The organism is Martelella sp. AMO21009 (assembly GCF_053484295.1).
This window is the reverse complement of the sequence record NZ_JBAKFR010000045.1, coordinates 1-25,666: the sequence shown is the minus strand read 5'-3', so window position 1 is coordinate 25,666 and position 25,666 is coordinate 1. Positions and strand designations below refer to the sequence as shown.

General features: G+C 58.2%; 16 protein-coding genes and 6 pseudogenes. 15 read left to right on the top strand and 7 right to left on the bottom strand.

All coding sequences use genetic code 11. The features are described from left to right. Positions 1–7: 7 nt before the first annotated feature. Both V6766_RS24280 and V6766_RS24275 read left to right on the top strand, forming a co-directional pair. Positions 8–1,480 carry an NAD(P)-binding domain-containing protein gene (locus V6766_RS24280; protein WP_448470823.1) on the top strand — a complete coding sequence of 491 codons (1,473 nt, stop codon included), beginning with the start codon at positions 8–10 and terminating at the stop codon, positions 1,478–1,480. Positions 1,481–1,949: 469 nt separating this feature from the next. Continuing rightward, positions 1,950–2,720: pseudogene (locus V6766_RS24275) on the top strand (Tn3 family transposase); the annotation flags it as partial. 139 nt (positions 2,721–2,859) lie between these two features. Here V6766_RS24275 and V6766_RS24270 read toward each other — a convergent pair. Continuing rightward, positions 2,860–3,735, bottom strand: coding sequence for an alpha/beta fold hydrolase (locus tag V6766_RS24270; RefSeq protein ID WP_448470822.1), 876 nt, complete (start codon positions 3,733–3,735; stop codon positions 2,860–2,862). A gap of 8 nt (positions 3,736–3,743) precedes the next feature. Then, positions 3,744–4,664 carry a choline ABC transporter substrate-binding protein gene (gene choX / locus V6766_RS24265; protein WP_448470821.1) on the bottom strand — a complete coding sequence of 307 codons (921 nt, stop codon included), beginning with the start codon at positions 4,662–4,664 and terminating at the stop codon, positions 3,744–3,746. A 132-nt stretch (positions 4,665–4,796) separates the two neighbouring features. Here choX and betI point away from each other — a divergent pair, with 132 nt between their 5' ends. Beyond that, positions 4,797–5,447 carry a transcriptional regulator BetI gene (betI, locus tag V6766_RS24260; RefSeq protein ID WP_448470820.1) on the top strand — a complete coding sequence of 217 codons (651 nt, stop codon included), beginning with the start codon at positions 4,797–4,799 and terminating at the stop codon, positions 5,445–5,447. 83 nt (positions 5,448–5,530) lie between these two features. Here the strand turns inward: betI and V6766_RS24255 are convergent. Further along, positions 5,531–5,758, bottom strand: a pseudogene (locus V6766_RS24255) (IS6 family transposase); the annotation flags it as partial. A 141-nt stretch (positions 5,759–5,899) separates the two neighbouring features. Between V6766_RS24255 and V6766_RS24250 the strand changes: the two are divergent. The 9 genes and pseudogenes from V6766_RS24250 to V6766_RS24210 all read left to right on the top strand — a co-directional run bounded on the left by V6766_RS24250 (position 5,900) and on the right by V6766_RS24210 (position 15,296). Further along, positions 5,900–6,115 (top strand): DUF4158 domain-containing protein, encoded by a 216-nt coding sequence (locus tag V6766_RS24250; protein WP_448470819.1) that lies wholly within the window; start codon positions 5,900–5,902, stop codon positions 6,113–6,115. Beyond that, positions 6,093–6,643, top strand: a pseudogene (locus V6766_RS24245) (Tn3 family transposase); the annotation flags it as partial. The gene V6766_RS24250 and the pseudogene V6766_RS24245, both read left to right, overlap by 23 nt. A gap of 93 nt (positions 6,644–6,736) precedes the next feature. Continuing rightward, positions 6,737–7,726: a LacI family DNA-binding transcriptional regulator gene (locus tag V6766_RS24240; RefSeq protein ID WP_448470818.1), complete on the top strand. Its 990-nt coding sequence runs from the start codon at positions 6,737–6,739 to the stop codon at positions 7,724–7,726. Between the two features lie 193 nt (positions 7,727–7,919). Continuing rightward, the gene (locus V6766_RS24235; RefSeq protein ID WP_448470817.1) at positions 7,920–9,191 is read left to right on the top strand and encodes an ABC transporter substrate-binding protein; all 1,272 of its coding nucleotides are present in this window, start codon (positions 7,920–7,922) and stop codon (positions 9,189–9,191) included. Between the two features lie 51 nt (positions 9,192–9,242). Beyond that, positions 9,243–10,130 (top strand): carbohydrate ABC transporter permease, encoded by an 888-nt coding sequence (locus V6766_RS24230; protein WP_448470816.1) that lies wholly within the window; start codon positions 9,243–9,245, stop codon positions 10,128–10,130. A 2-nt stretch (positions 10,131–10,132) separates the two neighbouring features. Then, positions 10,133–10,984, top strand: coding sequence for a carbohydrate ABC transporter permease (locus tag V6766_RS24225; protein ID WP_448470815.1), 852 nt, complete (start codon positions 10,133–10,135; stop codon positions 10,982–10,984). Positions 10,985–10,989: 5 nt separating this feature from the next. Beyond that, a complete protein-coding gene (locus tag V6766_RS24220) occupies positions 10,990–12,339 on the top strand; it encodes a glycoside hydrolase family 32 protein (RefSeq protein ID WP_448470814.1) in 1,350 nt (449 codons plus the stop codon). A 53-nt stretch (positions 12,340–12,392) separates the two neighbouring features. Then, positions 12,393–13,382 (top strand): annotated as a pseudogene (locus V6766_RS24215) (ABC transporter ATP-binding protein). 321 nt (positions 13,383–13,703) lie between these two features. Next, the gene (locus V6766_RS24210) at positions 13,704–15,296 is read left to right on the top strand and encodes an EAL domain-containing protein (RefSeq protein ID WP_448470813.1); all 1,593 of its coding nucleotides are present in this window, start codon (positions 13,704–13,706) and stop codon (positions 15,294–15,296) included. Positions 15,297–15,340: 44 nt separating this feature from the next. Here the strand turns inward: V6766_RS24210 and V6766_RS24205 are convergent. Next, positions 15,341–15,778: pseudogene (locus V6766_RS24205) on the bottom strand (Tn3 family transposase); the annotation flags it as partial. A gap of 92 nt (positions 15,779–15,870) precedes the next feature. Here V6766_RS24205 and V6766_RS24200 point away from each other — a divergent pair. Then, positions 15,871–16,404, top strand: coding sequence for a recombinase family protein (locus V6766_RS24200; protein WP_448470812.1), 534 nt, complete (start codon positions 15,871–15,873; stop codon positions 16,402–16,404). Between the two features lie 329 nt (positions 16,405–16,733). Beyond that, a pseudogene (locus tag V6766_RS24195) lies at positions 16,734–17,255 on the top strand (integrase core domain-containing protein); the annotation flags it as partial. A gap of 634 nt (positions 17,256–17,889) precedes the next feature. On the opposite strand, the gene V6766_RS24190 reads toward V6766_RS24195, so the two are convergent. Both V6766_RS24190 and V6766_RS24185 read right to left on the bottom strand, forming a co-directional pair. Beyond that, complete coding sequence (locus V6766_RS24190) at positions 17,890–19,731, bottom strand: glycine betaine ABC transporter substrate-binding protein (RefSeq protein WP_448470811.1); 1,842 nt, start codon at positions 19,729–19,731, stop codon at positions 17,890–17,892. Next, complete coding sequence (locus V6766_RS24185) at positions 19,728–21,245, bottom strand: BCCT family transporter (protein WP_448470810.1); 1,518 nt, start codon at positions 21,243–21,245, stop codon at positions 19,728–19,730. The genes V6766_RS24190 and V6766_RS24185 overlap by 4 nt, the downstream gene beginning before the upstream one ends. Before the next feature lie 277 nt (positions 21,246–21,522). Here V6766_RS24185 and V6766_RS24180 point away from each other — a divergent pair, with 277 nt between their 5' ends. Further along, the gene (locus V6766_RS24180) at positions 21,523–22,593 is read left to right on the top strand and encodes a linear amide C-N hydrolase (RefSeq protein ID WP_448470831.1); all 1,071 of its coding nucleotides are present in this window, start codon (positions 21,523–21,525) and stop codon (positions 22,591–22,593) included. 882 nt (positions 22,594–23,475) lie between these two features. On the opposite strand, the gene V6766_RS24175 is transcribed toward V6766_RS24180, so the two are convergent. Next, on the bottom strand, positions 23,476–25,200 hold the full coding sequence (locus V6766_RS24175) for a tetratricopeptide repeat protein (protein ID WP_448470809.1): 1,725 nt from the start codon (positions 25,198–25,200) through the stop codon (positions 23,476–23,478). Positions 25,201–25,666: the final 466 nt, after the last annotated feature.

The following is a 25,666-nucleotide window of genomic DNA, read 5'->3' as shown; positions in this document are numbered from 1 at the left end:
AACAGAGATGCCTACATCCTTGAAGATATCCGACGCGCCGCAGGACGGGCGTGCTGGGCTTGCCTCACTTGAAGCGCGCGTGAAGGACGATCTTGCCGTGCTCAAGCTTCCGCCCGAGGACTGGACGGCCAGGAAGACTGCCGCAGATGGCGCGCCGCTTTATGACGTCATCATCGTCGGCGCGGGCATGTTCGGGCTTTCGGCCGCCGGAAGCCTGATGTTCAAGGGTATCCGCAACATCAAACTGCTGGATCGCGCGCCCGTGGGCAAGGAAGGGCCGTGGGTAACCTATGCGCGGATGCTGACCTTGCGATCGAAGAAGGATCTGCCCGGCTCGCCCTTCGGCATCCCCTCGCTGACGTTCCGCTCTTGGTATGTCGCCGCCTTCGGTGAGGATGCATGGGAGGCGCTCTACAAAATCCCGAATTCCGTGTGGCAGGACTATCTGATCTGGCTCAGAAACGTGCTGGAACTGCCGGTCGACAATAACTGCGATGTCGTTGGCCTTACACCCTATCCGGATCATGTGGCGCTCACGGCAGCGGATGGCCGGGTATTCAGGGCCAAGCGCGTTGTGATCGCCACCGGCCGTCCGGGGGCGGGCGGCTTCACCCGCCCTCCGGGCGTGGCGGCCGATCTCTGGCCGGATCGGGCGGCCCATACCTGCGAAATGATCGATTTCGCGCGTCTCAAGGGCAAGTCGGTCGCCGTCATCGGCGCCGGCTCGTCGGCCTGGGATAACGCCGCGACGGCGCTGGAGACCGGGGCAGGGCGGGTCGAGATGTTCTGCCGCCGAAAGGCGCTGCCGCAGCTGAACAAGGGGCGCGCCAACGCCAATCCCGGTTTCTTCGCCGGCTGGCGCGGTCTTTCCGATGCGAAACGCTGGGAAATGGCGGTTTATCTGGAACGCATCCAGACCCCGCCGCCGCATGAAACCGTGCTCAGAACCATTGCACACGACAATTTCGAGGTGCATTTCGGCAAGCCGTTCAAAGCGATAACGCGCGCCGGCGAGCGGGTTGAGATCGCCTTTTCGGACGGCGAGATCAGGCAATTCGACTTCCTGATCCTTGGCACCGGCTTTTCCGTCGACCTTGCCCGGGAGCCGATGTTCTCCGCACTGAAAGATCGCATCCTCACCTGGGGCGATTGCTATCAGCCGCCGCAGGACATGGCCAATGCCGGCCTCGCCCGGATGCCTTATCTCGGCGAGGGTTTCGAGCTCATGGAACGCGACGTCGAAAACAGCGCGCTTGAACGCATCCACATTTTCAACACCGGCTCATACTTAAGCTTCGGCACGCTCTCGCTCGATGTGCCGAGCGTCAATCCGGCCGGCGAGCATCTGGCCTCGCATATCGCCAGCCATCTCTTCGTCGACGATTTCGATGTTCTGTTCGAGCGCCTGAAAGACTGGGAAGAAGAACACGAACTGGCCCCGACGCCATTCTATGCGCCGGACTATGTCAACCGAGCATAGAGGGATCGTGTTCCGCAGCGTTCAAAGACAACAACCTGTGCTTTGATGGTGATGCCTCCGTCAACAATTGCTGTCTTTGGTTGAGAAAGGCCGCGTACGATTCTTCGCAAACCTTGTTCTGGCCCCTAACAATCGATACTTTCTTATCTTGTTTTTAGGCACGAAGGCGTCTGCAATTCGTGGGGTTATTCATGCCGATGCTTTGTTAGACGTGGATCCGTCGATGGGGCAGACGCGCCTTCATTGGCTGCGGTCTGGTTCCGACGCGCTTGGCGCCGACAACCTGTTCGGATTGACGGACCGCATCGCGTTCCTGCGCTCGCTCGGGATCAATCCCCGGTTACAGGCCCGCATTTCCTCCGGGCGATGGGAGCAGATGGTTCGGGAAGGCGACGCAGCGCCGGCCTGGCTTGCCGAAGACTATGGCGCCAGCCGACGGCGCGCGACGATCGTGGCACAGATCATCAAGCTTTCCGACCAATACGGCTATTACAGCATCCTGCCGATCAGCCCGACCGAAAGCGAGGCCGTCTATGTGCTCGACGGCCTGTTTGACCATGACACCATTTTGGAGATTGAGGAGCTGTCCACGGATACCGGCGGTGCCAGCGACCATGTCTCTGCGCTGTTCTGCCTGATCGGCAAGCGCTTCGCGCCGCGCCTTCGCAACATCAAGGATCGGAAATTCCACACCTTCGAGAAAGCCGATAGCTATCCGTCACTGGCAAATCATATCGGCGCCCCGATCAACACCGCGCTGATCATAGAACATTGGGACGAGCTCCTGCGCCTTGCCGCCTCGATCACCACGCGCACCGTCGCGCCCTCGGCAATACTCAAGCGGTTGTCAGCCTCGTCGAAATCCAGCGAGCTGGCCAGGGCATTACGAGAACTTGGGCGCATAGAGCGAACACTGTTCATGATCGAATGGTATTCCAGCCCGGCGCTGCGCCGACGTTGTCAGGCCGGTCTCAACAAGGACGAAGCCGCGCACAAGCTCAAGCGCGCCGTCTTTTTCCATGAGCGCGGTGAAATCCGCGATCGTTCCTTTGACAGCCGGGCGACGACCCACCTGAGACAGCAGGACCGCAATATTCCTGACGAGTTGCTCAAACACGTATCGCCGCTCAGTTGGGAGCATATCAACCTCACCGGCATCTATTCGTGGGACGCCGAGCAGCAAATGCCAGACGGCTTTAGGCCGCTGCGGTTTCCCGGGCGAATCTTGCGTGCCGCGTGACGTTCACGCTCCATTCGAGCTTAGCGTAGGCTTTTCTGCAAATCTTGTTCCGACCCCAATGGTCTCCTTTCCACAGACCATTGAATCAAATCACTCCGGCGAAGTGAACCCGTTTATGGGTTTACGGCCTAGGGAAAGATCACGCCGCCTCCAGCCATGCGAGGATAAGCCTGCTTGTGGCATTGTCGATCCAGTGCCCAAGCCCGGCCTTGCTGCGGAAGGTGGCGCAAGGCATGCTGTCTGCCAGCTGGCGTGCTTCCTGGTCGTTGATGCACGGATCGAGGTCACCGTGCACGAAGAGGGCGGGGGTCGCCAGGCTCTCGAGCTCAGCCCTCCAGGCCGGAGACCCTGTCATGGCCAACGCCTGCCGGAGGTAGCCTCCCTCGTCATCGGCGCGGCCGGCAAGAGCCTCGGCCAGTTTTCGGCTTTGCGGGCTGCGCGACGACATCAACCCGAGAGAAAAGTGATCATTGCTGTCGATGATGGCCGCCACTCTCGCTTCATCGGAAGCGAAGGGAAGGAAAAAACGCTCCATGAGGCCAAGAGAGACGGGGTCTGCGGTAATCAAACCGCTTCCGCCAGTGCTGGACACAGAGACCAGGCGCTTGAGGCGTTTTGGGGCTCGGATTGCGAGGTGCTGCGCGATCATCCCGCCCATCGAGAAACCGACGCAATCGAATGTCTGGATCCCCAACTGGTCGGCCAGCGCCAGTACATCGCCCGCCATGTCGCCAAGGCCGTAGGCGGCCAGCTCCGGAGCGCTGCCGGACCATGAGAACCCCTTCGGGGTGTTCGAAAACGGCCCGCCGCAGCGACCGGACAAACCGCTGTCGCGGTTGTCCAGCCGGATGACCCAGAACTGTTTTGCCAATCCGGCAACAAGCTCTTCGGGCCATTCGATCAACTGCATGCCCAGTCCGGCGACAAGAATGACCGCGGGGGCGGCAAGGGGACCGTCCTGCCGGTAACACATCCTCATGCCATTCAGGTTCGCGAACCGGTCCTGTGCCTGCATGGCGTTGCTCAAAGGCCCAACTCGGCCTTGACGGCGGGCAGGGCCGGTTTTCCGTCAAGGGTCCCAACGCCGTTCAGCCAGGTATCGAGCATGTCGGGATGATTGGAGATAACCTTGCGGGCGGCCTCTTTCGCGCGCATTCCGTCGTCAAGGATATATCCCATCCCCTCGCTTTCAATCGCGACATCGAAGGTCAGCTGGTTCAGCAGCTTGCCGACCGCAGGGCATTCGGAAACATAGCCGGTGCGAACCTGGGTCGAAACCGTCGCGCCACCGAAGTCGGGGCCGTAATAGTCATCGCCGCCTTTCAGATATTTCAGGTCGAAGGCAGTGTTCATCGGGTGCGGCGCCCAGGCGAGGAAGACGATCCAGTTCTTGCGCTGCACTTCGCGGGAGACCTGCGACAGCATGCCTTGTTCCGAACTTTCAACAACCCGCCAGTCACCAAGGTCGAAGTCGCCCTTCTCGACGATATCGAGCATGATGTCATTCGAGCCGGGCTCGATGCCGTAAAGCTTCTTGCCGAACTTGTCGGCATGGTCCGCCAGATCCGAGAAGGAGGTTACGCCCGCGTCATAGACGTAGGACGGGACGGCCCAGGTAAACTTGGCGCCTTCCAGATTCGTATGGATCGTCTCGATCGCGCCGCTGTCGCGGTAAGGGTCGAAATAGACCTGCATGGCCGGGTCCCAGTAGCCCATGAACACATCGAGATCGCCGCGTTTCATCGATTGATAGATGATCGGGATACCGAGAACGTCGCTTTCCGTTTCATAGCCCATGCCCTCCAGCAGGATCTGAGTGATCGCGGTGGTCAGGGCCAGGTCGGTCCAGCCCGGCTCTGCCAGACGCACCGTGGAGCAATCCGCGTGGGCCGACGGGGTGCAGGAGAGGACAAGTGCGCTCGCGGTGAGAAGAAGCTTCTTCATATCGATTTCGATCCTTTTGGACTATTTATTGACCATTCGGTTTATCAACGCTGAGCCTGAAATAGATTGATCGGTGAGTCAATCTATTTTATTGAAACTGTCTTGAAACAATTGGCAAACGGGATGGCCACTGTGGGGCGACGAGACATCTCCAGTATCCGGCGGGCTGAATATGCTGCGGCGGCTTACCGCGCGCTTATGCGACACGGCAATCAGGGCACGTCGCTTGCCCGTGTTGCCGAAGAGGCTGCGGCCTCCAAGGCCAATGTTCTGCATTATTTCAAGAGCAAGGAAGCGCTGCTTGCCGCGGCGCTCAGGCACGCGAACGCTGTTCTTCTGCGCGAAGCGGTGTTGTTTCTGCGCGAGGCAAGGACACCCTGGGAGCGCATTTACGCCGTGGTCGAAACCAACCTCTCCTCGACCTCTTTTCGACCGGAGGTCGCGCATGCATGGATATCGCTCTGCGCCGGCGTTCCGCATGTCGAGGCTTACCAGAGGATCCAGACGGTGATCTATGCCAGAATGCGGTCAAACCTGATCGGGCCGCTGCGCGCAATGCTGCCCGACGGGGATGCCGCATTGATGACGGATCTGATGATCACCGCCATTGACGGAATCTGGCTGCGCTGTGGCCTCAGCCTGACCGGAATTTCACAGGCTGACGCGCGCAGGCAGATCGAAGCCCTTCTTGACGCCCGTCTGCCGGATAGTGCGGAACGGCGGGAGGCGCGCGCCCGCATGCAGGAGGTCTGCCGGATTTTGACCAATGCCCGCCGCCAATAAAATCAGATGAACGACGGTGGATTTGCCGTGAGGGTGTTGTCACGTTATCTTCCGACCCAGAAATGTATCCTGATATTCGGGTGTCAAGCTTCTCGGCTGGCTGCCTCCCAAGCGTCAAATGCTTCGAGGCGGTGATATCGGATTGTGAGGGCTGAGCGACGGCTTACAGGAACACAAAAGCAATTCCGAATGGCTGAATGAATAGCCACGAACCGCTGCAAGCCTCCTGGAGATCGATATCCTTGCATCGTTCGTTCCCGCTTTCGGAATGGGGGATGGCTGTTTTCGGCACGGTTGTTCAGCCCTTTGTGAGGTCGGAACAAGAGCAGTTCAAAATCCTGCGTTAGACTAGAACGAATAGAGAACTCCTTAGATGGCTCGCTGTTGGTCTGACGTCATCAGCAATTTGGCTGTGGACGTGTTCCGACAGTTGTACCCAATGTAAGGATTGCATGCAGGAATACAGGCCAACGGCTCTTTGGTGGGAGTTTCATATGACCAAACGCATGCTTCTGAAGCCGCAAGATCGGCGCTCGCTTTTCGACATACCCACAGATGAGGACAGCCTGATCAGGCACTTTACTCTCTCGCCCTCGGATAGACTTGAGATTGAGGTCCGCCGACGTCCGCACAATCGCCTTGGTTTATGTTCTCGACGGGCTCTTTGATCACGAAACGATTTTGGAAATCGATGAGCATTTTACCGATACCGGTGGCGCCAGCGATCATGTCTTTGCGCTATTCGCCCTGATTGGCAAACGCTTTGCACCACGGCTCCGCAACATAAAAGACCGGAAACTCCACGCCTTTGAAAAAGGCGATGCATATCCCGGGATAGAAAACCACATCGGAGCGCCCATCAATACGGCGCTTATTCTCGACCATTGGGATGATTTGCTGCGCCTGGCCGCCTCGGTCACTGCACGCCTTGTCGCACCCTCGATGATCCTCAAGAGGTTTTCGGCTTCCTCGAAATCGAGCAACCTGGCCAAAGCATTACGAGAAATCGGCCGCATTGAACGCACCTTGTTCATGATTGAGTGGTATTCCAGCCCTTCGTTGCGTTGACGCTGCCAAGCTGGCCTGAATAAAGGGGAGGCTGCCCACAAACTGAAGCCGCAGTCTTTTTTCATGAACGCGGTGAAATCCGTGATCGTTCCTACGACAGCCAGGCTTTCCGAGCATCCGGTCTTTCGGCGGCTTAAGGAACACAACCGATAATCGCGGCTCCGCACCCGTGTTTTCGCTGGTCGCTTCACTCCCGTCGCGTTCTGTGGAAAATAGCGGACATGAAAACACAACGCGATATTGCCAAAGCTGCCGGTGTCTCGCTCAAGACCGTATCCCGGGTGCTGAATGACGACCCGCTCGTCAAACCCGAGACGCGAGCGCGTGTCGAAAAAGTCTTCCGGCAAATGGAGTATCAGCCGAGCGTTGCCGCCAAGCTCATGCGGGCCAAGAAAAGCGACATCATCGGCTTTGTCGCCGATGGTGTGGCCATGTCGAATTCCTCGATCGACCTCATCCGCGGAGCGCAGGATGTCGCATGGTCGCTCGGCAAGCAGATGATGCTCTTCAACATCCTTCCCGGAAAGGATGACGGCGCCCATGCGGAAGCCCAGCTTGCCCAGTTCAGGGCCGAAGCTGTCATCTATGCGACCATCTATCACCGGGAGCTTACGACGCCCCCCAAGGCGGAGCGCAGCATTCTGCTCAACTGTTTCAGCTCCAGGCTCGACATCCCGACCGTTCTTCCGGATGATTACGGTCTTGCGCGCCTGTTGATGAGAGAGGTCTTTGCCAGAGGATACAAGCGCCCCTATTTCTTCAATCTCTCCGAGGAAATCTGCGCAGCCGGCTTGCGGCGGCAGGGCTACATCGACGAGGGACTGGCCCACGGCGTCGACCTCTCGCAGCGCGTCCGCCCGGCCGTGGTCTTCCGTGATGGCGAGCACCGGTTTATTGTTGAGGACCTTCTGAAACAGATTCTCGAGGCGGCTGAGCGGCCCGACATTATCGTTTGCGGCCAGGACATTATCGCGATGCAGCTCTATTTCGCGATCGCGGATGCGGGCTTCCGGGTCGGGCAGGATATCGGCGTCACCAGCTTCGACAATCAGGCCCCTATCGCCGAGATGCTGAAACCGAAACTCTCGACGATGCAGCTCCCCTATTATGAAATGGGCCGTGCAGCGATGGAGATCGCATGCGACATGCGGCGACCGGACCCGATGGTCCGGCTTGTGAATGGGCGCTTCATCAACCGAAATTCTTTCTGAGCGCGACATTTCGAGCGACACGACGCCGGAACCTATCGTTCCGGCGGCCATAATGACAACGTGAGACAATTTTGAATTGACAACGTGAGACATTTGCCGCAGGACACGCAGGTGCGCCGCGATCATGTCCGATTGCGTCGAAACGGAGGCGCTTCGGGCCACGGCCCGCACCAACCATACTGGGAGGACTCAAATGAAACTGAAAACTCTGTTCCTGATCGGAACGGCTGTCGTGGGCCTGTCGCCCGCGGCACGCGCGGAAAGCCTGAGGGTTTGGGTCATTAACGGAGATTCCGAGAAGCCGTATTTTGCGCAACTTGAGGAAAACTACAACGCCTCGCAAAGCGAAAACACTGTCGAAGTCGTGCCGATCCCGGGTTATACGCAGGCCATTCAGGCTGCGACGCTTTCGGGCGACCTGCCGGATGTGATGCTGGTGGATGGCCCGAACATGGCTAGCCTCGCCTGGGCCGGCACGCTGCAGCCGATCGACGACCTTCTCGATCCCGAAGTCAAGAAGGATCTTTTGCCGGGCATTCTGGCGCAGGGGACATATGGTCCCGACGGTAAACTTTACCAAGTTGGTCCCTATGACAGTTCCGAGGTCCTGTGGGGCAACAGAAAGCTCTTGGAAGACGCCGGTGTCGAAATCCCGACGTCCATCGAGGAAGCATGGACGGCCGATCAGCTTGAAGCCGTGCTTGCAAAGCTGAAGGCGCTACCCGATGTCGAATGGCCGCTCGACATGAAGCTGAGCGAAGGCGTCAGCGAATGGCTGACCTATGGCTGGCTGCCCTTGCTGGAATCAAACGGCGGTGACGTCATCGACCGCGAGACCTGGGTGGCCGACGGAACGGTGAATTCCGACGCGAATGTCGCTCTCATGGAGCGTCTGTCCGACTGGGTCAACAAGGGCTATATCGTGCCGGCGTCGGCAGGCGACAACAAGTTTTACGGCGAGAAGACGGCGGCGCTCGCATGGGTTGGCAACTGGATGTGGCCTGCTCATGAAAGAGGACTGGGCGATGACCTCGTATTGATGCCGCCGCCCGCTTTCGGGGACAAAGGTCCCGTCAGCTCGAATGGCGGATTTGGCTGGGCGGTCCCCGCTTCGTCGACCAAGCTCGATGCCATATCAAGCTTCCTGAATTTCGCGATGTCGCGCGAGCAAGTCGGTCTTTATGCCGATATCACCGGCTACATTCCGGCACGTTCTTCCGCCGTGCCGTTTTCGAAGCTCTATTCGTCCGAGGGTAAAGGCGCACTCTTCGTTGATGTTGCCAATTGCTGCACGATGGTCCGGCCGGTGCACCCGGCCTACCCTGTCATTACGTCAGCCTTCGCCAACGCCGTCGATCACATCATGACCGGCAAGGCTGACGTTCGTGACGAACTCGACAACGCCGCCGAAACGATCGACGAAGATATCGAGGACAACGCAGGCTATCCTCCCTTTGGCCGTTAAATTCCGCCCAGGCAGGGTTTCAACGTGGTATACCTGCGTGGAGTATCGTTCATGAATATTCGAAAAAAGTCGCGGCTGCAGCAATATGTGATGCTGTCACCCGCAGTATTGGCGCTCGGCCTGCTTTTCGCACTGCCCTTTGCGCTCTCCATCTGGTTTTCGTTCACGGATCAGCACCTGGTTCCACGACCGATTCCGACACGGTTCATCGGTCTTCGCAACTATGAGCGGATCTTGACCGACGACGATTTCTGGCAGGCGGTGACGAACACCATCCTGTTTTCATGTCTTGTGGTGCCGCTGCAGCTTGCGGTTTCGCTTGGCATCGCGCTGATCCTAAATGCAAAAATTCCGTTCCGATCGGCCTTCCGCGCGGTTGCAATTCTGCCGCTTCTGCTTCCCATGACGGTGGTTGTCGCCATATGGGCAGTCATCTACCGCATCCCGAACGGACCCCTCAACGCAGTCTATCAGCTGGTCGCCGGTCCCGGCGCCTATATCGACTGGCTCGGCAGTTCCTCGACGGCCATGGTTTCGGTCGTGGTGCTGTCTGCCTGGGCAACCTTTCCCTATCAGATGCTGATCTATCTGGCGGGCCTTCAGGATATCTCGCCCGAGCTTTACGAGGCGGCGAGGGTCGATGGCGCGACCCCCTGGCAGCGGTTCCGCAATGTCACCTGGCCGGGACTGCGCAATGTCAACATCTTCCTCCTGATCATCACCACGATCGGCGCCCTGAAGCTTTTCACCCAGGTCTCGATTCTCACACGTGGCGGTCCCAACGGCGCGACGACAACCATCATCTACTACCTCTATAAGGAGGGCTTCGCCAGCCAGAAGATCGGCTATGCCTCCGCCGTTGCCGTCATCTTCTTCCTTGCCGTCACTGCGCTTGCCCTCCTGCAGCGCCGGCTTTTCAAGAATGAATCGGAGGTCTAGCGATGGCCAGATCACAATCCGGCATGTCGCCGCCCCGCCTGACGATCGTTTTCGCCGTCATCATGGCGCTCGGCGTTCTGTTGCCGCTGATGATGGCGCTGACCATCAGCCTCAATCCCGACGAGCAGGCAATCGTTATCGAGATGGGGTCATGGCGCAGCTTCATTCCCCATGTCTTCTCGCTGCAGAACTACATCGAGGTCTGGACCGACCCGGTAAATCCGTTCCTGCGCTATCTCTTCAACACGGTGTTCATCACCGCAACGACGCTGGTCTTTTCGGTGATCTTCAACTCCATGGCCGCATTCGTGCTGGCGCAGGGAACGGTCGCCGGCCGCAAGACGCTGCTCGGGCTCATCCTCGCCATCCTGGTCGTCCCGGCGGAAAGCCTTGTCCTGCCGCAACTGATGATGGCAAGCTGGGCCGGGATCATCGACAGCTACGAGGTGCAGATCCTGCCCGGCATCGCCAATGCGATGTCCATCTTTCTGTTCTATCAGTTCTTCACCCGCATTCCGAAGGAGTTGATGGAGGCCGCCCGCGTGGATGGTTTCAGCTTCTACCAGACCTACCGTCACCTCGCTTTGCCACTTTCCAAGCCGGTGATCTCCGCGGTCGCGATCCTGCAGTTCCTGGAAATCTGGAACAGCTATCTGTGGCCGATCATGGTGACGCGGGGGCCGGAATTCAGGCCGCTTTCGGTCGCCATGTCCGCCTATTTCGACAGCAACAAGGCCTATTGGGGCAATATCATGGCCTTCGCTGTTTCCATGGCCATCCCTGTCATTCTCCTCTTCCTCGTTCTTCAGCGACAGTTCGTTGAAAGCGTCACCAATTCCGGCGTCAAAGGTTAACATCCATGACCAAATGTTCCTACCGTCCGAACCTTCATCTCTCGCCCGCTGTCGGCTGGCTCAACGATCCGAATGGCCTGATCTGCCATGAAGGCCAGTGGCATGCCTTCTATCAGCACGATCCGGACCAGATCGGCCATGGCACAATGCACTGGGGGCATGCCGTCAGCGACGACCTCGTGCACTGGCAGCATCAACCGATCGCGCTCTATCCGGATAAATTCGGCGCCTGCTGGTCAGGATCCGCCATTGCGACGCCGGAAGGCGAGGTCAAGCTCTTCTACACGGCCCACCGCAAGGCGCCGGACGGACGCGACGACGAAAACCAGTGCCTGGTCAATGTCGACCGGACGTTCACCGTTTTTGAAAGAGACGAAGACAATCCGGTTTTGACGAATAGCGGAGAGAGTGTATTTCGCGATCCCAAGGTTGTCTGGCACGCGCAAAGCGGCCGCTGGATCATGGTGGTGACGACAGGCCAGGCCGTCTCGTTCTACAGTTCGGTCGACCTCCATGACTGGCGGTTCGAGAGCAGTTTCGGGCTTGGTCAGGGCCATCATGACGAAGCGCCATGGGAATGCCCCGACCTGGTCGAGGTCGAGATCGAAGACGGCGGAACGGCATGGGTTCTCATCGTTAGCATCGCCCACGGCTCCTATTCCGGCGGATCCGGCACACAATATTTCATCGGCGGTTTCAACGGTCACGTCTTCACCAACGCGAACCCGCCCGAGACCGTTCTCTGGATGGATTTCGGCCGCGATTTCTATGCAGCCCAAACCTTCTTCAACTCCGGGAAGCGCCCCGTGGCACTAGCCTGGGCCAGCAACTGGCGCTATGCGCTTTTGACGCCGACACGGGACTATCGTCATGCGTTCAGCCTGCCCCGCTCGCTTTCGCTGCGGCGCACGGCCCATGGCCTTCGTCTGGCGCAAACAGTGCCGGATATGGTCCGCACGGCCTTTCCCGTGACCGAACGGCAGACTTCCGGCGAAATGGCGGGCACCTATCGTCTGCGCTTTGAGGAAGCGGAAACGGCAGGCGAATGGTCGCTGCATCTTTTCGGCGAAGACATCCCGCAGCTTTCGCTACGCCGTGAGAACGGCCAGGCGGTCCTTCACATTCACCGCGACGAAAAATGGGCGAGCGAGGTCGCGCCGCTGTTTGCCAGCACCTTCTCGGTTTGCCTGCCCGAAGAAACTTTCGATCTCGAGATCTATATCGACCGGGGCCTTGTCGAGCTGTCGGCCTGCAACGACCTTGTCTGGATTACCATGCAGCACTTCCCTGAAAACCCCGAAGGCGAGGTTCGGCTGGTCCGTAGAACGGTCGAAATCCTGGCCATGGCCGGATGATCCGCCTGCCATTCAGAGAGATTTAACGCCAAAAATGCTTGGGAGAGATTCATATGGCGGATGTTCAGCTTACTCATGTCCAGAAGGCGTTCGGTTCGGTCGAGGTTATCCCTGACCTGTCGCTTTCCATTCCCAATGGCTCGTTCACGGTGCTGGTGGGGCCGTCCGGCTGCGGCAAGTCGACCCTGTTGCGGATGATCGCCGGGCTGGAGGAGGTCTCCGGCGGGACGATCCGGATTGGCGGGACCGACGTGACCGGGCTTGAGCCGTCCGAGCGCGGCATCGCCATGGTCTTCCAGTCCTACGCGCTCTATCCGCATATGACGGTGGCCGACAATATCGGTTTCGGTCTGAAGCTGGCGAAGATGCCAAAGGCCGAGCGCGAAGCGCGAGTGCGCGAGGCGGCGGAGATATTGCAGCTTAGCGAGCTCATGGATCGCAAACCTAAGGCGCTTTCCGGCGGCCAGCGTCAGCGCGTGGCGATCGGCCGGGCGATCGTGCGCAAGCCGAAAGTCTTTCTGTTCGATGAACCGCTTTCCAATCTCGACGCCGCGCTGCGCGGCCAGATGCGCGTCGAGCTTGGGGAACTGCACGAAAAACTGGCGGCGACGATGGTTTATGTGACCCACGACCAGGTGGAGGCGATGACGATGGCGGACCAGATTGTTGTCCTGTCGCGCGGCAATATAGAGCAGGTCGGCGCCCCGATGGACCTCTATAACACCCCCCGCACCACCTTCGTGGCCGGTTTTATCGGATCGCCCAAAATGAATCTGTTCAAAGGCCCCGAGGTTGGCATGGCCGATATCGGCTATTACGGTGTTCGCCCGGAACATCTGGCAATCGTCGCACCGGAACAAGGGCGCTAGCACGGCAAAGTGCGGCATATCGAAAAACTGGGGGCGGAAACCATCGCGCATATTCAGGTCGAGGGCGCCGGTCTGTTCATGGTGCGAACGGAAGGCGAGCTCGATACCCATCCCGGAACGGAAGTGGGGCTCACGCCACGGCCGAACAAGGAGCATTTCTTTCCTGCAGCTTGAAGCAATCGGGTTGGCAGGCGAGATGCGAGAGGCAAGAGATATAACTTTTGGTTGCAGTGGAATGCTGATTGATGTCCTTCCGGAGACGCATGTTTCGAACCTGCCATATGCGGTGGATCTTGGATTTGCTCGGCCGCCGCAACGGAGAGGTGGTTCGGTTCGTTCGAACAGGCAGATGCTCATGCATCCGGCGTTAGACACCCGGACAGGGACAAGGCGGTATTCTCATCGAGCGAGGTTGGAGCGCCACGACAACAGATGCAATTCGTCGAGACGTCGTCTTTACATGATAAGACGGCATCTTTCCTTTAGGGTGACGGCATGGGCAAGCGACGTTCGCGTATTATCACAATTGCGGTGTTTCTGGGCATTCTAGGCGCGGCGCTCCCGATCATTGCTGCGTCCTATCTTGCTTGGTTTATCGCCGTCCAGAGGGTGCAGAAACGGTTGCAACAGGTCGCTGGCCTGACGATAATGCGAGCAACAGGCACATTCGCCGATGCCAAAGCGGCACTCGACAAGGTTGGCGCAACATCCTTGGCGCCCTGTTCCGACACCCACGTCGCGCTGATGCGAACCCTGACGGTCGACACCCCTTCCGTGGAGGAGATCGGATATTTCGAGAAGGGCCTGCTAAAATGCACATCCTGGGGCAGAACGAGCGGTGCGTTTGCCGAGTCACCAACCGATTTTCATACTGAGGACGGCATCGAAGTCTCGATACACGTCAAACCCGCAATCAGCGGCGGGAGACCGGTCATGGCGTTGCGTTCCGGCGCCTACAATGCTCTGGTGGTTCCATCAAGATTCGTAGACGTTTTGATCGATGATGGCATATCCATTGCGTTGGCAAACGAGGACGGCACGATCATCCAAACGCTGAATACACCGGACCGCGAAGCTGTCAGTTCGCTGGTCGCCGGCCGCAGCAAAGGAATGACCGACAGCGATCTGTTCGCCACGGCGCGTGGAGAAGGCATGGTCGCGGTTGCCACCAAGCAACGATCACAAGTGGCCAACGGGCTGAATTCGGAGCGAATGTTGATGCTGCCGATCGGCCTGGTCTCGGCGATATTCACTGTCGGCGTCGTAATTTGGTTGTCGCGGCGTCGGTTGTCTCCGCTGGCGGAGCTTGAGATTGCGGTTCGCAAATGTGAGTTTGTCGTGCATTATCAACCGATCATCGCGCTGAGGTCCGGCATCTGCGTTGGCGCGGAAGCGCTGGTGCGTTGGCGAAGACCGGACGGAACTTTGATAAAGCCCGATCTTTTCATACCGCTGGCTGAAGAAACCGGGCTGATCATGCCGATCACCGACCAAGTGATCGAGGCGGTCATTTCGGATATGAAGAGCACGCTCATTGACGACCGAAGCCTGCATATCGCAATCAACCTGTGCGCCGCGGATATCAAATCTGGGCGTATCCTCGATATCCTTGAAACGAAGCTTCGCCAAGCCGATATCCGCTCGGAACAGATATGGCTGGAAGCGACCGAGCGCGGCTTCATCGACATAGAGGCGGCGCGGAGTACGCTGGCAAGAGCCCGCGGACACGGCCACTCTGTGGCAATCGACGATTTCGGCACTGGCTATTCCAGCCTGCAGTACCTTCAGGGCCTGCCCATGGACGCGCTTAAGATCGACAAGTCCTTCGTCGACACGATTGGCAAGGATACAGCCACCAGTTCGGTCACGCCGCATATTATCGAGATGGCCAAGTCGCTCGGGCTCTTCACGGTCGCTGAAGGCATTGAGACCAAGGAACAGACCGATCATCTCCAAGCGCTTGGCGTCGATTTTGGCCAAGGATGGTTCTACGCCAAGCCCATGCCGGCAGAAGACTTCATCGTCTATCATCGTCAAACGCAGGAAAAATACGGAACAGCCCCCGAAATCATTCGCGTTTCGCAATGAATAGATGGCGGGGTTCTCCGTGCCACCCAACCTGTCCGGGCAACGCTGGCGCGAAAGAATTGCCCGTCGGATGACGCTGTGGTTCCGTCGCCCCAGAGTTTCGAATGTGGATGGCGAGTGTGTACATCTGTTACGCACGCCTGCGCGGCACAATAGGTTTCGGAACGTGCGTGGAAACTGCGCATCCATCCGATCTGGTGGGCGCTGATCCCCTTGGATGCGCCTGCCATGCGTTTCGGGCCGAGGTTCGTGCCGTCAGCGAGAACGCCGGCCAGCATCGCGGAGATGTTCTGTGGCACATCCCCTGTCCGAACATGGGTGAACTGGTCGGCAAACCCGGTCCATTCATGCACTTCCCGCAGCAAGTCCGGAACTTCGGCGAGCGCATACATCTCGCTGATTTCGGCATTGAGGGTGTCGGTCGCGGCCGGAATTTCATTGGCATTCGGCGACACGATCAGGGTGCCGTTTTCCATCCGCACGGATCAATTTTCTTCGGCCCACTCGCCTACTCCTTTACTGACGACCAACACGCCCTTGATGTGGGCGTCGTCTCCTGTCCAAAAACGAGCGATTGCGTACAGGCGGAATACTTCGGACAGCCCTATTCGGACAAAATCGACCTATTCCACGCACCTTCGCCGATGTCCGCGCTTCCACGGCCGGTCAAACCACCGAGAACCAGATCCAGGAAATCGAAGCCGCCGCCTTCAAGGTTGAGCCGCGCAGGATTGTCGCCGAGACGATTTCCGGCCGCGTCCTTATTGCGCAGCGGTGCGACTTTGCAAAAATTGTGGACAAGCTGGAGAGTGGCGTTATTCTGATCGTAACCAAACCCGACCGGCTCGACCACGACGCCATTGACGTCAGCAGCACCGTTAAGGTGCTCGCAAAAATGGGCGTGAGGGTATATTGTCTAGCCCTCGGCGGCGCAGACCTGACCAGCCCAGCCGGCACCATGACTATGCAAGTGCTTGACGCCGTGACTCAAATCGAGCGGGATTTGCTGATCGAGAGGACGCAAGCCGGTCTCAAACGCGCAAAAAACGGAAGGCAAAGTCCTCGCCCGCCCGCGACGCTCAACGACAAACAGAAGCAGCATGTGTGAGACGACCTCGCATAGGGAATGGGTGTTTCGCCGATCGCAAGGAATTTACCACCAGTCGCCAGACAAACAGGCGGGTTGGCGATGACTGTTCATGATCCGTTCGATCTTAGCGTGTCTGCGGGAACAAATCTTGTTCTGACCTCTTATAGGCACGACTCGCCAGCTCATCCTTCAACATGTCGAAGTAGACGGCGACGATTGCGTCGTTTTCCGGATCGGACCAATGCTCAGCGTTCATGGCGCCAGGCTATGATGGCAAAATTGCTTTGTCACGGGAAACCCGTCAGCCGAGCATCTGCAGCCCATGCTTCTGCACCAGCGACAGGAGCTTGCTCAACATCGTCGATGACGTTACGTGCGAATGCCTGGCAGCAATTCCTGATACGTCGATCTCTGGTCGCTGTGTCGCACGAGAATTGACAACGCTGATCGAGCGGCGCGGCAAGCCCGGCCTGATTGTCTCAGACAACGGCACGGAATTCACCTCGAATGCCATCCTCGCCTGGTCCAAGGATCACAAGGTCGAGTGGCACTACATCGCACCGGGAAAGCCGATGCAAAACGGTTATGTCGAGAGTTTCAATGGTCGCATGCGCGACGAACTGCTCAATGAAAGCCTGTTCTTCGGCATCGACCATGCCCGAAGCGTCATTGCTGAATGGGCAGATGATTTCAACCATTTCCGACCGCACTCATCGCTCGGATACCAGACCCCGGCAGGCTATGCCGAAACCATCACCGCAACCGGCTCCAACGCTACGCAAAATGAAAGCTTCGCGTTTCCACCGGTTGCTCACACCGCGCCATTTGACGTATCAAAAACCGCCCAGGCTCTAATCGCAGCCGGATGAAAATTCAGTGGCAGGTCAGCGTCGACCCCCTATACCGATCTTGATCTACCCATCCAGCGCCAAACTGAGGGCGTTTGCAGATTGGGCTTTGGAGTTGTTTCGCCACAGGGGCGACCACCTTGGTTAAGCCAGGTCTTCCCTTCCAGAAGCGGGTCGCGAGCGTGCGCCTTGAAGCGGCGATTGCGGTTCTGAAAGGCGACTTGGTCGTATGCAGCAAAACCAAAATCGGACCGCATAGCGGGTTGGGGGCTTTATTGAAGAATGAACTTTGAAAGGCCCTTTTCATCGGCACAGCGAACAATGCCCCCGCCACGACGTTTTTTAGGAACTCCTCGAAGCACTCGGTGCCCCGGTCTTCATTCAGCCGTCCGATTCTCTAGTCAAACCTTGTGCACTTGAAGGGTGCGACGAACTATTCAAAATGACATGGAGTGGAATTTCGAGACGGCGACCCATTTTCTGCGTGTGATTTTCGCCGGCGTCTTTGATCGTTATCTTGGCCTGAAGGTCATTCTCGAGCATCTGGGCAAGACGTTGCTATTCTACCTGGGCTCAAGGGCATAATAACAGGCGACATCCTGATAATTTGGTCCGCTGGAGCCACTCAAACAGGCGCTCCGTAAAATTTCGTTCGCTATCTCTCGCCTTTACGTTCCGGCCTGACGAAGAGCCAGCCTGCCCAGACGAGATACCCGAGGATCGCGATCAACAGGATCGCGCGACCGGGATAGGGATTGATCCGGTCGTCACGGATACTGACTTCCGGCGTCAGCGCGGCAGCGCGACGCAGATGCGGGTCGACCGCTGCGTGGAGCCCGAGATTCCGGTTTATGGCTTCCACGCTTTTATCCTGCAGCGGTCGCGGTTCGTCGAAGAACGCATTCGGGCCCTGCTGGCCGATCAAGAACCGGTCGGACGTTGCGGGTCCGAACAGGATCATCTGCGTGGAAAGCGTTTCGACGGTCTCGTCAATGCCCGCATATGTGCCCGCAGCGATCTGCGCCTCGCGCATGACCGGCATGGAAAGTCGGTCGGCATCCGTCCACAAACCGGCAACGTCGGCAAGGGTGACATCGTCCGACCGCGCGAAGAGATCGACCATATCCTGACGGCCCCTTGCGGCAAAGATCAAAGCCAGATCGGCATCGCCGTCGCGCAGTGCCGCTGCCGCGGTCTGTGCGTCAAGCTCGTCCAGCGGCAATACGCCGATATCTCTGTCGCTGTTGCGGGCGACGGCCAGCGCGAGCGTATGCGAGGCCGACCCTTCCGGTCCTGTCGCAATCGTCAGCGTTCCTTCCGGCAACGCGCGGTCATCGGAGCGCGTCAACACATGCAGGAAGGTCGAGCCGATGGCGGCGACCGCCTCGACACGCTCATCGCGGATCATGCGGCCATCGGTCATGGTGAAGCCGGAGAGCGCCGGCGTCAGCGCCAACCTTGCTTCACCGTTTGCCATCGCTGCCAGCGGCACATTGGTCGACAGAAGATTGACGTCGCGCCCGCGCATGGATTTGCGGACGGCGCGCAGCGTTTCGATGCCGGCATCGGTGCCGATCGTCTCCGGCCCCATGGCGATGGCAAGAACCGGCGTGCGCTCGCGCGGCGGCTTCGCCACCAGGCCGAGGTCATAAAGCGCCTGGCGCGCCACGCGGTTGACCGGTCGGCCATCGAGGCGCACAGCGGCGTTCAACGATCGCATCATGTCGTCATCGATCCTGCCTGCCAGTTTCTGCATGGCGGCGGCGATGTCGGGAGTCCGCTCCAGCGCGAGGTCCGATGTCAGCGGCGCGGCCTGATAGACGGGAAAGAACCCCGTGGCATCGCTGAGCGCGACAAGCTCGTAATCGCTGATCTCGGGATCCGTGGAGAGGCCGACGATGATGTCGACGCTTCTTTCCAGAAGCGCGTCATACATGCCCTCCCGGCTCGTTTCGCTGAACACCTCGATATCCTCGAATGTCAGGCCGAACCGGTCCAGGAAAGGCTCCAACCCGTCGCGGGGCCGCTCCGCGAAGGATTGCGTGATGCCGAGGCGCAGCCTGTCATCCGCACCGGCGAGATCGGAGATGTCATCGAGGCCATTGGCGACCGCAATGGCTGGCCGGGTCAAAACCACGTAATCGGTTTCGAAGCCGAGCCTGTCGAGCAGGACAAGGCCGTTGCGGGCGAGGCCTTCGGAGGCCACCCGCATGGCTTCGTCTGCATCATTGTTGCTGCGTGCGCCCATGAACGCCAGCGCCGTGCCGGTATATTCGGGGTATAGATCGATGTCGTCATCAATCAGCGCCTGGTAGACCACGCCCGTGGCGCCGAGCGAAGGCATGCGCTTGACCGGCACGCCATCCTCTTCCAGCAGAAGGGCAAACATTTCCGCCAGAATGCGGCTTTCCGCCAGGTTCTTGGAGCCCACCCTGACAGGGTCCGACGAGCAGCCCGCAAGCAGGATGACGATCAGCAGCGAAACAAATGCCCTCATGACATCACCTCGTTGGTATCGGCCTCGACCGGTTTCTCGCGCGAGGGATCACGTCTTAATCGCCGCAGGAAACTTACGATCTGCAAGATCAGGATCGCGGAGAACGGTATCGCGCCGAGCGTCGACATGGCCCTTGCCACATCGACGGATCCCGCCAGAAGCGTTGCTGCCGTGATAACGGCGACGATGCTGCCCCACACGATTTTCGCGGCGGCGGGCGGATTGAGATTACCGTTGGTGGTCATCATGGACAGCACGAATGTGCCGCTGTCGGCCGACGTCACCAGGAAGATCACGATCAGCAGCAGCGCGCCAATGCTGAGCACCGAGGAGAAGGGGAAATAATCGAGAAACGAGAACAGGGCGGCGGCAACATCCTGCGTGATGACGGAAGCAAGGCCGCCGGGACCGTACATCTCGACATAGATGCCGGCGCCGCCGAAAACGGCAAACCAGAGAATGGAAAATGCGGTCGGGATCAGGATGACGCCCATGCAGAATTCGCGGATGGTGCGTCCGCGGGAAATGCGCGCGATGAACACGCCGACAAACGGTCCCCAGGCCAGCCACCAGATCAGGTAGGTCAGCGTCCAGTTGGCCGACCACTCTGTCAGCCCCTCGAACGGGAACAGGCGGAACGACATGCTGACAAACTGCGACACGTAGGCGCCGATCGTCGTTACGAATGTTTCCATGATGAAGGCCGTTGGGCCGAAGATCAGGATGAAGGCCATGAGCGCCAGACCGAGCACCATGTTGATATCGGAAAGCAGTTTCATGCCCTTTTCCACGCCTGTGAGCGTCGAGATCATGTACATCGCAAACAGGGCGGCCAGCACGGCCAGCGAAACCGCGTTGACTGCGGGGAAATCGAACAGCGCGGTCAGGCCCGAGCGCACCTGCAGGGCCCCCATCGCCAGAGAACCGGCAAGGCCGAAGACCACGGCAACGACGCCAAGAACGTCTGCAGTGGTGGCGGCGACATCGGACGACCTGCCCGAAAAAAGACTGCGCAGCGGCGTCGAAATCAGCGGCGGCTTGTCCAATCGAAAGGTGAAATAGGCAATCACCAGCGCGCAAACGCCGTAGATCGACCAGGCATGCAGACCCCAATGGAGGTTGGTGATCACCATGGCCTGCCGCGCGGCTTCTGCCGATGCCGGCGTGCCGACGGGCGGATTTTCAAAATGCGTCACCGGCTCGGCAACGCCCCAGAACAGCAGACCGGCGCCCATGCCGCCGGCAAACAGCATCGCAATCCATGACGAATAGGAAAATTCCGGCTTTTCATCGTCCTTGCCCAGGCGAATGGAGCCGTAGGGACCAAATGCCAGAAACGCCGCCAGAAGCACGAAACTCGAACAGAGACCCAGCCACCACCAACTTGCCCCCACCATGAAATAGCTGGTGAAGCCCAGAACGCTCGCCGCCATCTGATCTGGGGCAATGACGCCCCACATGCCGATCGGCAGGCAAAGGAGGAGTGAAATGATGACGACTTTGTTGACCTGCACGATTGAACTGCCCCCTCTATAGTGCACCCGAGCCCGGTAGGCCCCGCACGACCATCCCAGAGTTGCCAACATGTTTGGCGGTTGATGTCAACGAACACCCGCTTGAGTTGAATCAAGTGGTTTACTGTCTCCGGCGTTCTGCGGGTCGGTTTCCGATAGGCGGACGCCTGAAAGTCTACCGTCACTTAAGCTTGACCAACCCACGTGCGACCATCCAAGTTGATTGAGTCGGTTTTCGCCTGAGGTTTAAAGGTTGACCGCTGTACAAACTGGAGGAATGATTTTGAAAGCAAACAGATCGCTTTGGCGCAGCTTGACACTGGCCGCCGCGCTTTCGGTAGCCGCGGCGCCGATCGCCGATGCTTGCACGCGTGTTGTCTATCATGGTCCGGAAGATCGCGTATTGACGGCGCGTTCCATGGACTGGAGCCTGCCGATGCTTTCCAACCTGTGGGTGTTCCCGCGCGGCATGGAGCGAAATGGCGAGGCGGGCGAGAATTCACTGACCTGGACGTCGAAATACGGAAGCATGATTGTCTCCGGTTATGACTTCTCCACCGTGGATGGCATGAACGAGGCTGGCCTGGTGGCCAACATGCTCTGGCTTGTGGCGTCCGAATACCCCGAGAATGACGGGTCAAAGCCGGAGATATCGCTGTCGATCTGGGCGCAGTATTTCCTGGACAATTACGGCAGCGTTGCCGAAGCGGTGGCGGATATGGAAGCCAATCCTTTCGACGTGGTGACTGCCGACGTTCCCGATCAGCCCGGCCGTCTGGCGAAGGTGCATCTTTCCCTCTCGGATGCCAGCGGCGACAGCGCTATTCTGGAATGGCTGGATGGCGAACTGGTCATTCATCACGGCCCGCAATACCGCACCATGACGAACGATCCGCCATACGACCAGCAGCTGGCGATCAAAAGGTACTGGCAGGATGTCAATCCGCGTGAGTCGATGCCCGGCACAACCCGTTCTCCCGATCGGTTTACCCGTGCTGACACCTATATCGACATGGTGGTTCAGTCGGATGAACCGCGTATCGCGGCGGCCGCCGCCATGAGCGTGATCCGCAATGCTTCCGTTCCCTATGGCATCAACACACCGGACGCGCCGAACCTGTCGACCACGCGCTGGAGAGTGGTCGCGGACCACAAGGACAAGCTGTTTTATGTCGAATCGGCGATTTCCCCGAACCTGTTCTGGGTCGATCTGAACAATCTGGATTTCTCGGCTGAAGCCGGGGTGCGGATGCTGGATCTTGGCGTTGACATGGTCACGCTGCAGTCAGGCGAAGTGTCGGCGGACTTCACGCCGGCCGAACCTTTCAAGTTTGAACCGGTCAACTGATACGTGTCGGCCACCGCATTTCCCGTGTGGTGGCCGGATCATCCTGTTCTGTTCAAGAAGGTCTGCCCGCCCGAGAACAGGCTGCGGCGTCTTCCCAACGCCGACGCCATAGCCATACTGATGCTCGAGACGGATACTCTCGATCATTGGGTAATTCCCTCCATCTTCATGATGATGGCTATCACCGTCGAGACGACGGCAAGCAATATGAAGAACAGGCGCCAATCTATGGTAGACTCATATTTGTCTTGCGCGTCTTGGACGTGGTTTCTATCAACCGTTTTGGCGCGCGACAATTCCGAACAACGGCTGTCCCTAAAAGTCATCACTGCTGCACCATTGCTTTAGTTCCTGCTTCAAACAGACTTTTGACTTGGCCGTATCTCCGCTCGCCGTGTTTCAAATTTCTTCGTCGCGATCTCGATAAGGTGTTCGGTGATTTGCCGGGTTCACAAAGGTAAATTTGAGCCACACACCATTGTGCAGCGGTAGATTCACGTGGCGGACTGCCGGGATCATGACCTAGAGTGCGCAGCGTAATGCGCAAGTGACAGACGGCGCTGTAACAGTGACAGTCGATCGAGCCTGAAACATCAAAAGGTATGTTCTTGCGGAGGCCATGTGGTCATGGTGTCAAGCGCAACCCGCGCGGAATGCGGTTTGTCGGCAAAGTTTGATCTTGTCGATGAAAATCTTCCAACAACCCCCGCCATTCAAAAGCGCAATTTGTCAGGGCACATGTCTGATCGTATGCGATGATGTCTGTCAGTGTTTGGGCTCCGACTCATCATTGCGCTGCAGCCGCAAAACTTGCAGATGCTGTTAACCTGACATCGACGCTCTACAACGCTGTAGGTTTTCCGCGCCACGTCATGGTTGATTTTAGAGATCGGATTGAACATGCTCGTTAACTCGCAAGTCGAGGCCGGCTCTGGTCAGTCCGTCGGCTACCAGATTGATCACGGGCTCGGACCAACCGAGATTGGCCAGCCACGGATAGAATGTATCCTGGATATCGGGATTGGTTCGCAGAAGCTCGGCAATGACGGGGGCGGCCTCGTCCTTTCGGTCAAGCTTGCCAAGAATGGCGGCCTTGAGCACGAGGACAAGTCTCAAGTCGGAACTGGACCGCATGATCTGCTGGCGTGCCAGTTCGAAATCCCCGTTGGCAAAATGGGCGACGGCGATGCCGGGCGCCCAGTTCTTGAGATTGATACCGAATTCTTTTTCCGCCGTTTCGAATATGTCGAGTGCCTCATTGCCGCGCCCCAATCTGGCAAGGCGGGTCGCGATTCGGATCTGCAGGAAGATGTCTCCGGGGTACCGGTCCCGGATTTCCTGTTGGAGCCTGTCAAAGTCCTCGATCCTTCCCTGGCGCAGCGCAAGATGCATGAGTGCGGTCTTCGTCAGATAGGCGGTGGGCGACAGCCTTACCGCCTTTTCGGCTGCCTGCTCGGCGTTCTCTACCATTGCCGCGCGCTCTTCACAGCTTCCGGCCTCGTAAAAACGCGAACGATCGGTATACATGATGCTTAAAACGGACCAGGCCGATGCATCGTTGGGCGAGGCTGCTACAATGCGTTCAAGGCACTCGCGCATCGCGGGGAATAAGGAACTGTCTTCCACGACTTCCACGATCTGGCCGCGAGAGATGCATGTTGAGCGGTCGAAAACATTTCCGTAATATCTCTCGATGGCGAGCGGCACGGCGCCGCCGACGCCCAGCACATGAAATGCCATCCGGTCGACCGCCAGAGAAAGAGAATCGGGCTCGGTGCCTGATATCGATTCGCTGCCCGTCCAGAGAATGCGTCCGGTGTCTGAATCCAGAAGCTTCCAGAGCAGCTTTTTGTCTTCCTCTTTCAGGACCGTTACCTTGAGTATGAAACGAATAGTCTGGTCATCGACTTGCGGCGACGCCCCGTCGGCGTAGGATATGCTGCCCGGCGGCACGATCTCCGCTATTCCGATGCGCGCGAGCGCCGGCGCCAGGCGGAAATCGGTCGCTTGCGCCAGCGACTCCTCCTGCGGACCGATATGGCGCGTCGGGTGGACATCGACGACGATTCCGGCTGGGGAAATATCTGGCTTTTCCTGCCACAGCAAGGCCGCCCCGACGCCGATAGTGATCAAGGCAGCGGCGAAGGCTGTCACTGATCTGCGAAAGGCCGCAACAGGCCTGCCGCGGCGTTGAGGCGTAGGGGGCCTTGCCGGGTCTGAAGGCTGATCCATGAAGTCAAATACTGGGACATACCGGCCTTTCGGCAGACTGATCACGACCTGCGGCTCTCGTTCACAAGCGCTGTAGTATGATCGGAGCGTCTTGCGCAGACGCCCGGCCGTCGTGCGAACAATGGTATCATCCGTCGGATCGAACCGTTCGCTTCTTCCCAGCCCCTCTGTCGCGATTGTGTAGGCTTTTATGTACTCATCGTTTCCGGCCAGGTGCTGCTTCACGACATAATCCAGGAACGCGCTGACGGTTGGCGCATTTTCGAATTGAGCCGAGTCGAGAATCTTTTCCAATTCGTCGTGAATGAGCTGCATTTGGGAACTCGAATAGTTCGCTTTCGCAGATCTTGCGTGATGAGCCGGAACTTCCGTCATGGCGCACTCCGAAACCAGGTCATTATTATCTGTCTTGAGGGGCATCTATCATGAGTCAGTGAAGGAGCAGTCGAAGTGTCTCTTCTTCGCGATTCATTTGCTTGCAAATGGACTGGATTAGAATCACATAATACTAAAGTGACAGCGCTATCATTCCAATAGCCAGCCTGCGTTTTCTTCCCTTTTCGTTAGTTGTCACTGTCACAGAACGCGCTGTCACTTGTGACGACACGCGCATCAGTTCAGGGATTCTCTTACCCACTGATCGGAGGAAAAAAGTAGTTGGTTTTCTGATTTGATAAAATTAGCAAGTATATGGTTTTTAACGATTAACATCGTCAACTAGCGGGTAGGAAGGCTTACATTTGAAGTGAGAGGCGTTACACTTCAGTCTCACGCAAATCCTTGAAAAAGAGATGGCTCGGGAAATCTGCACAGCGGGGATAAGTGGAATTTCTGCCTGAGA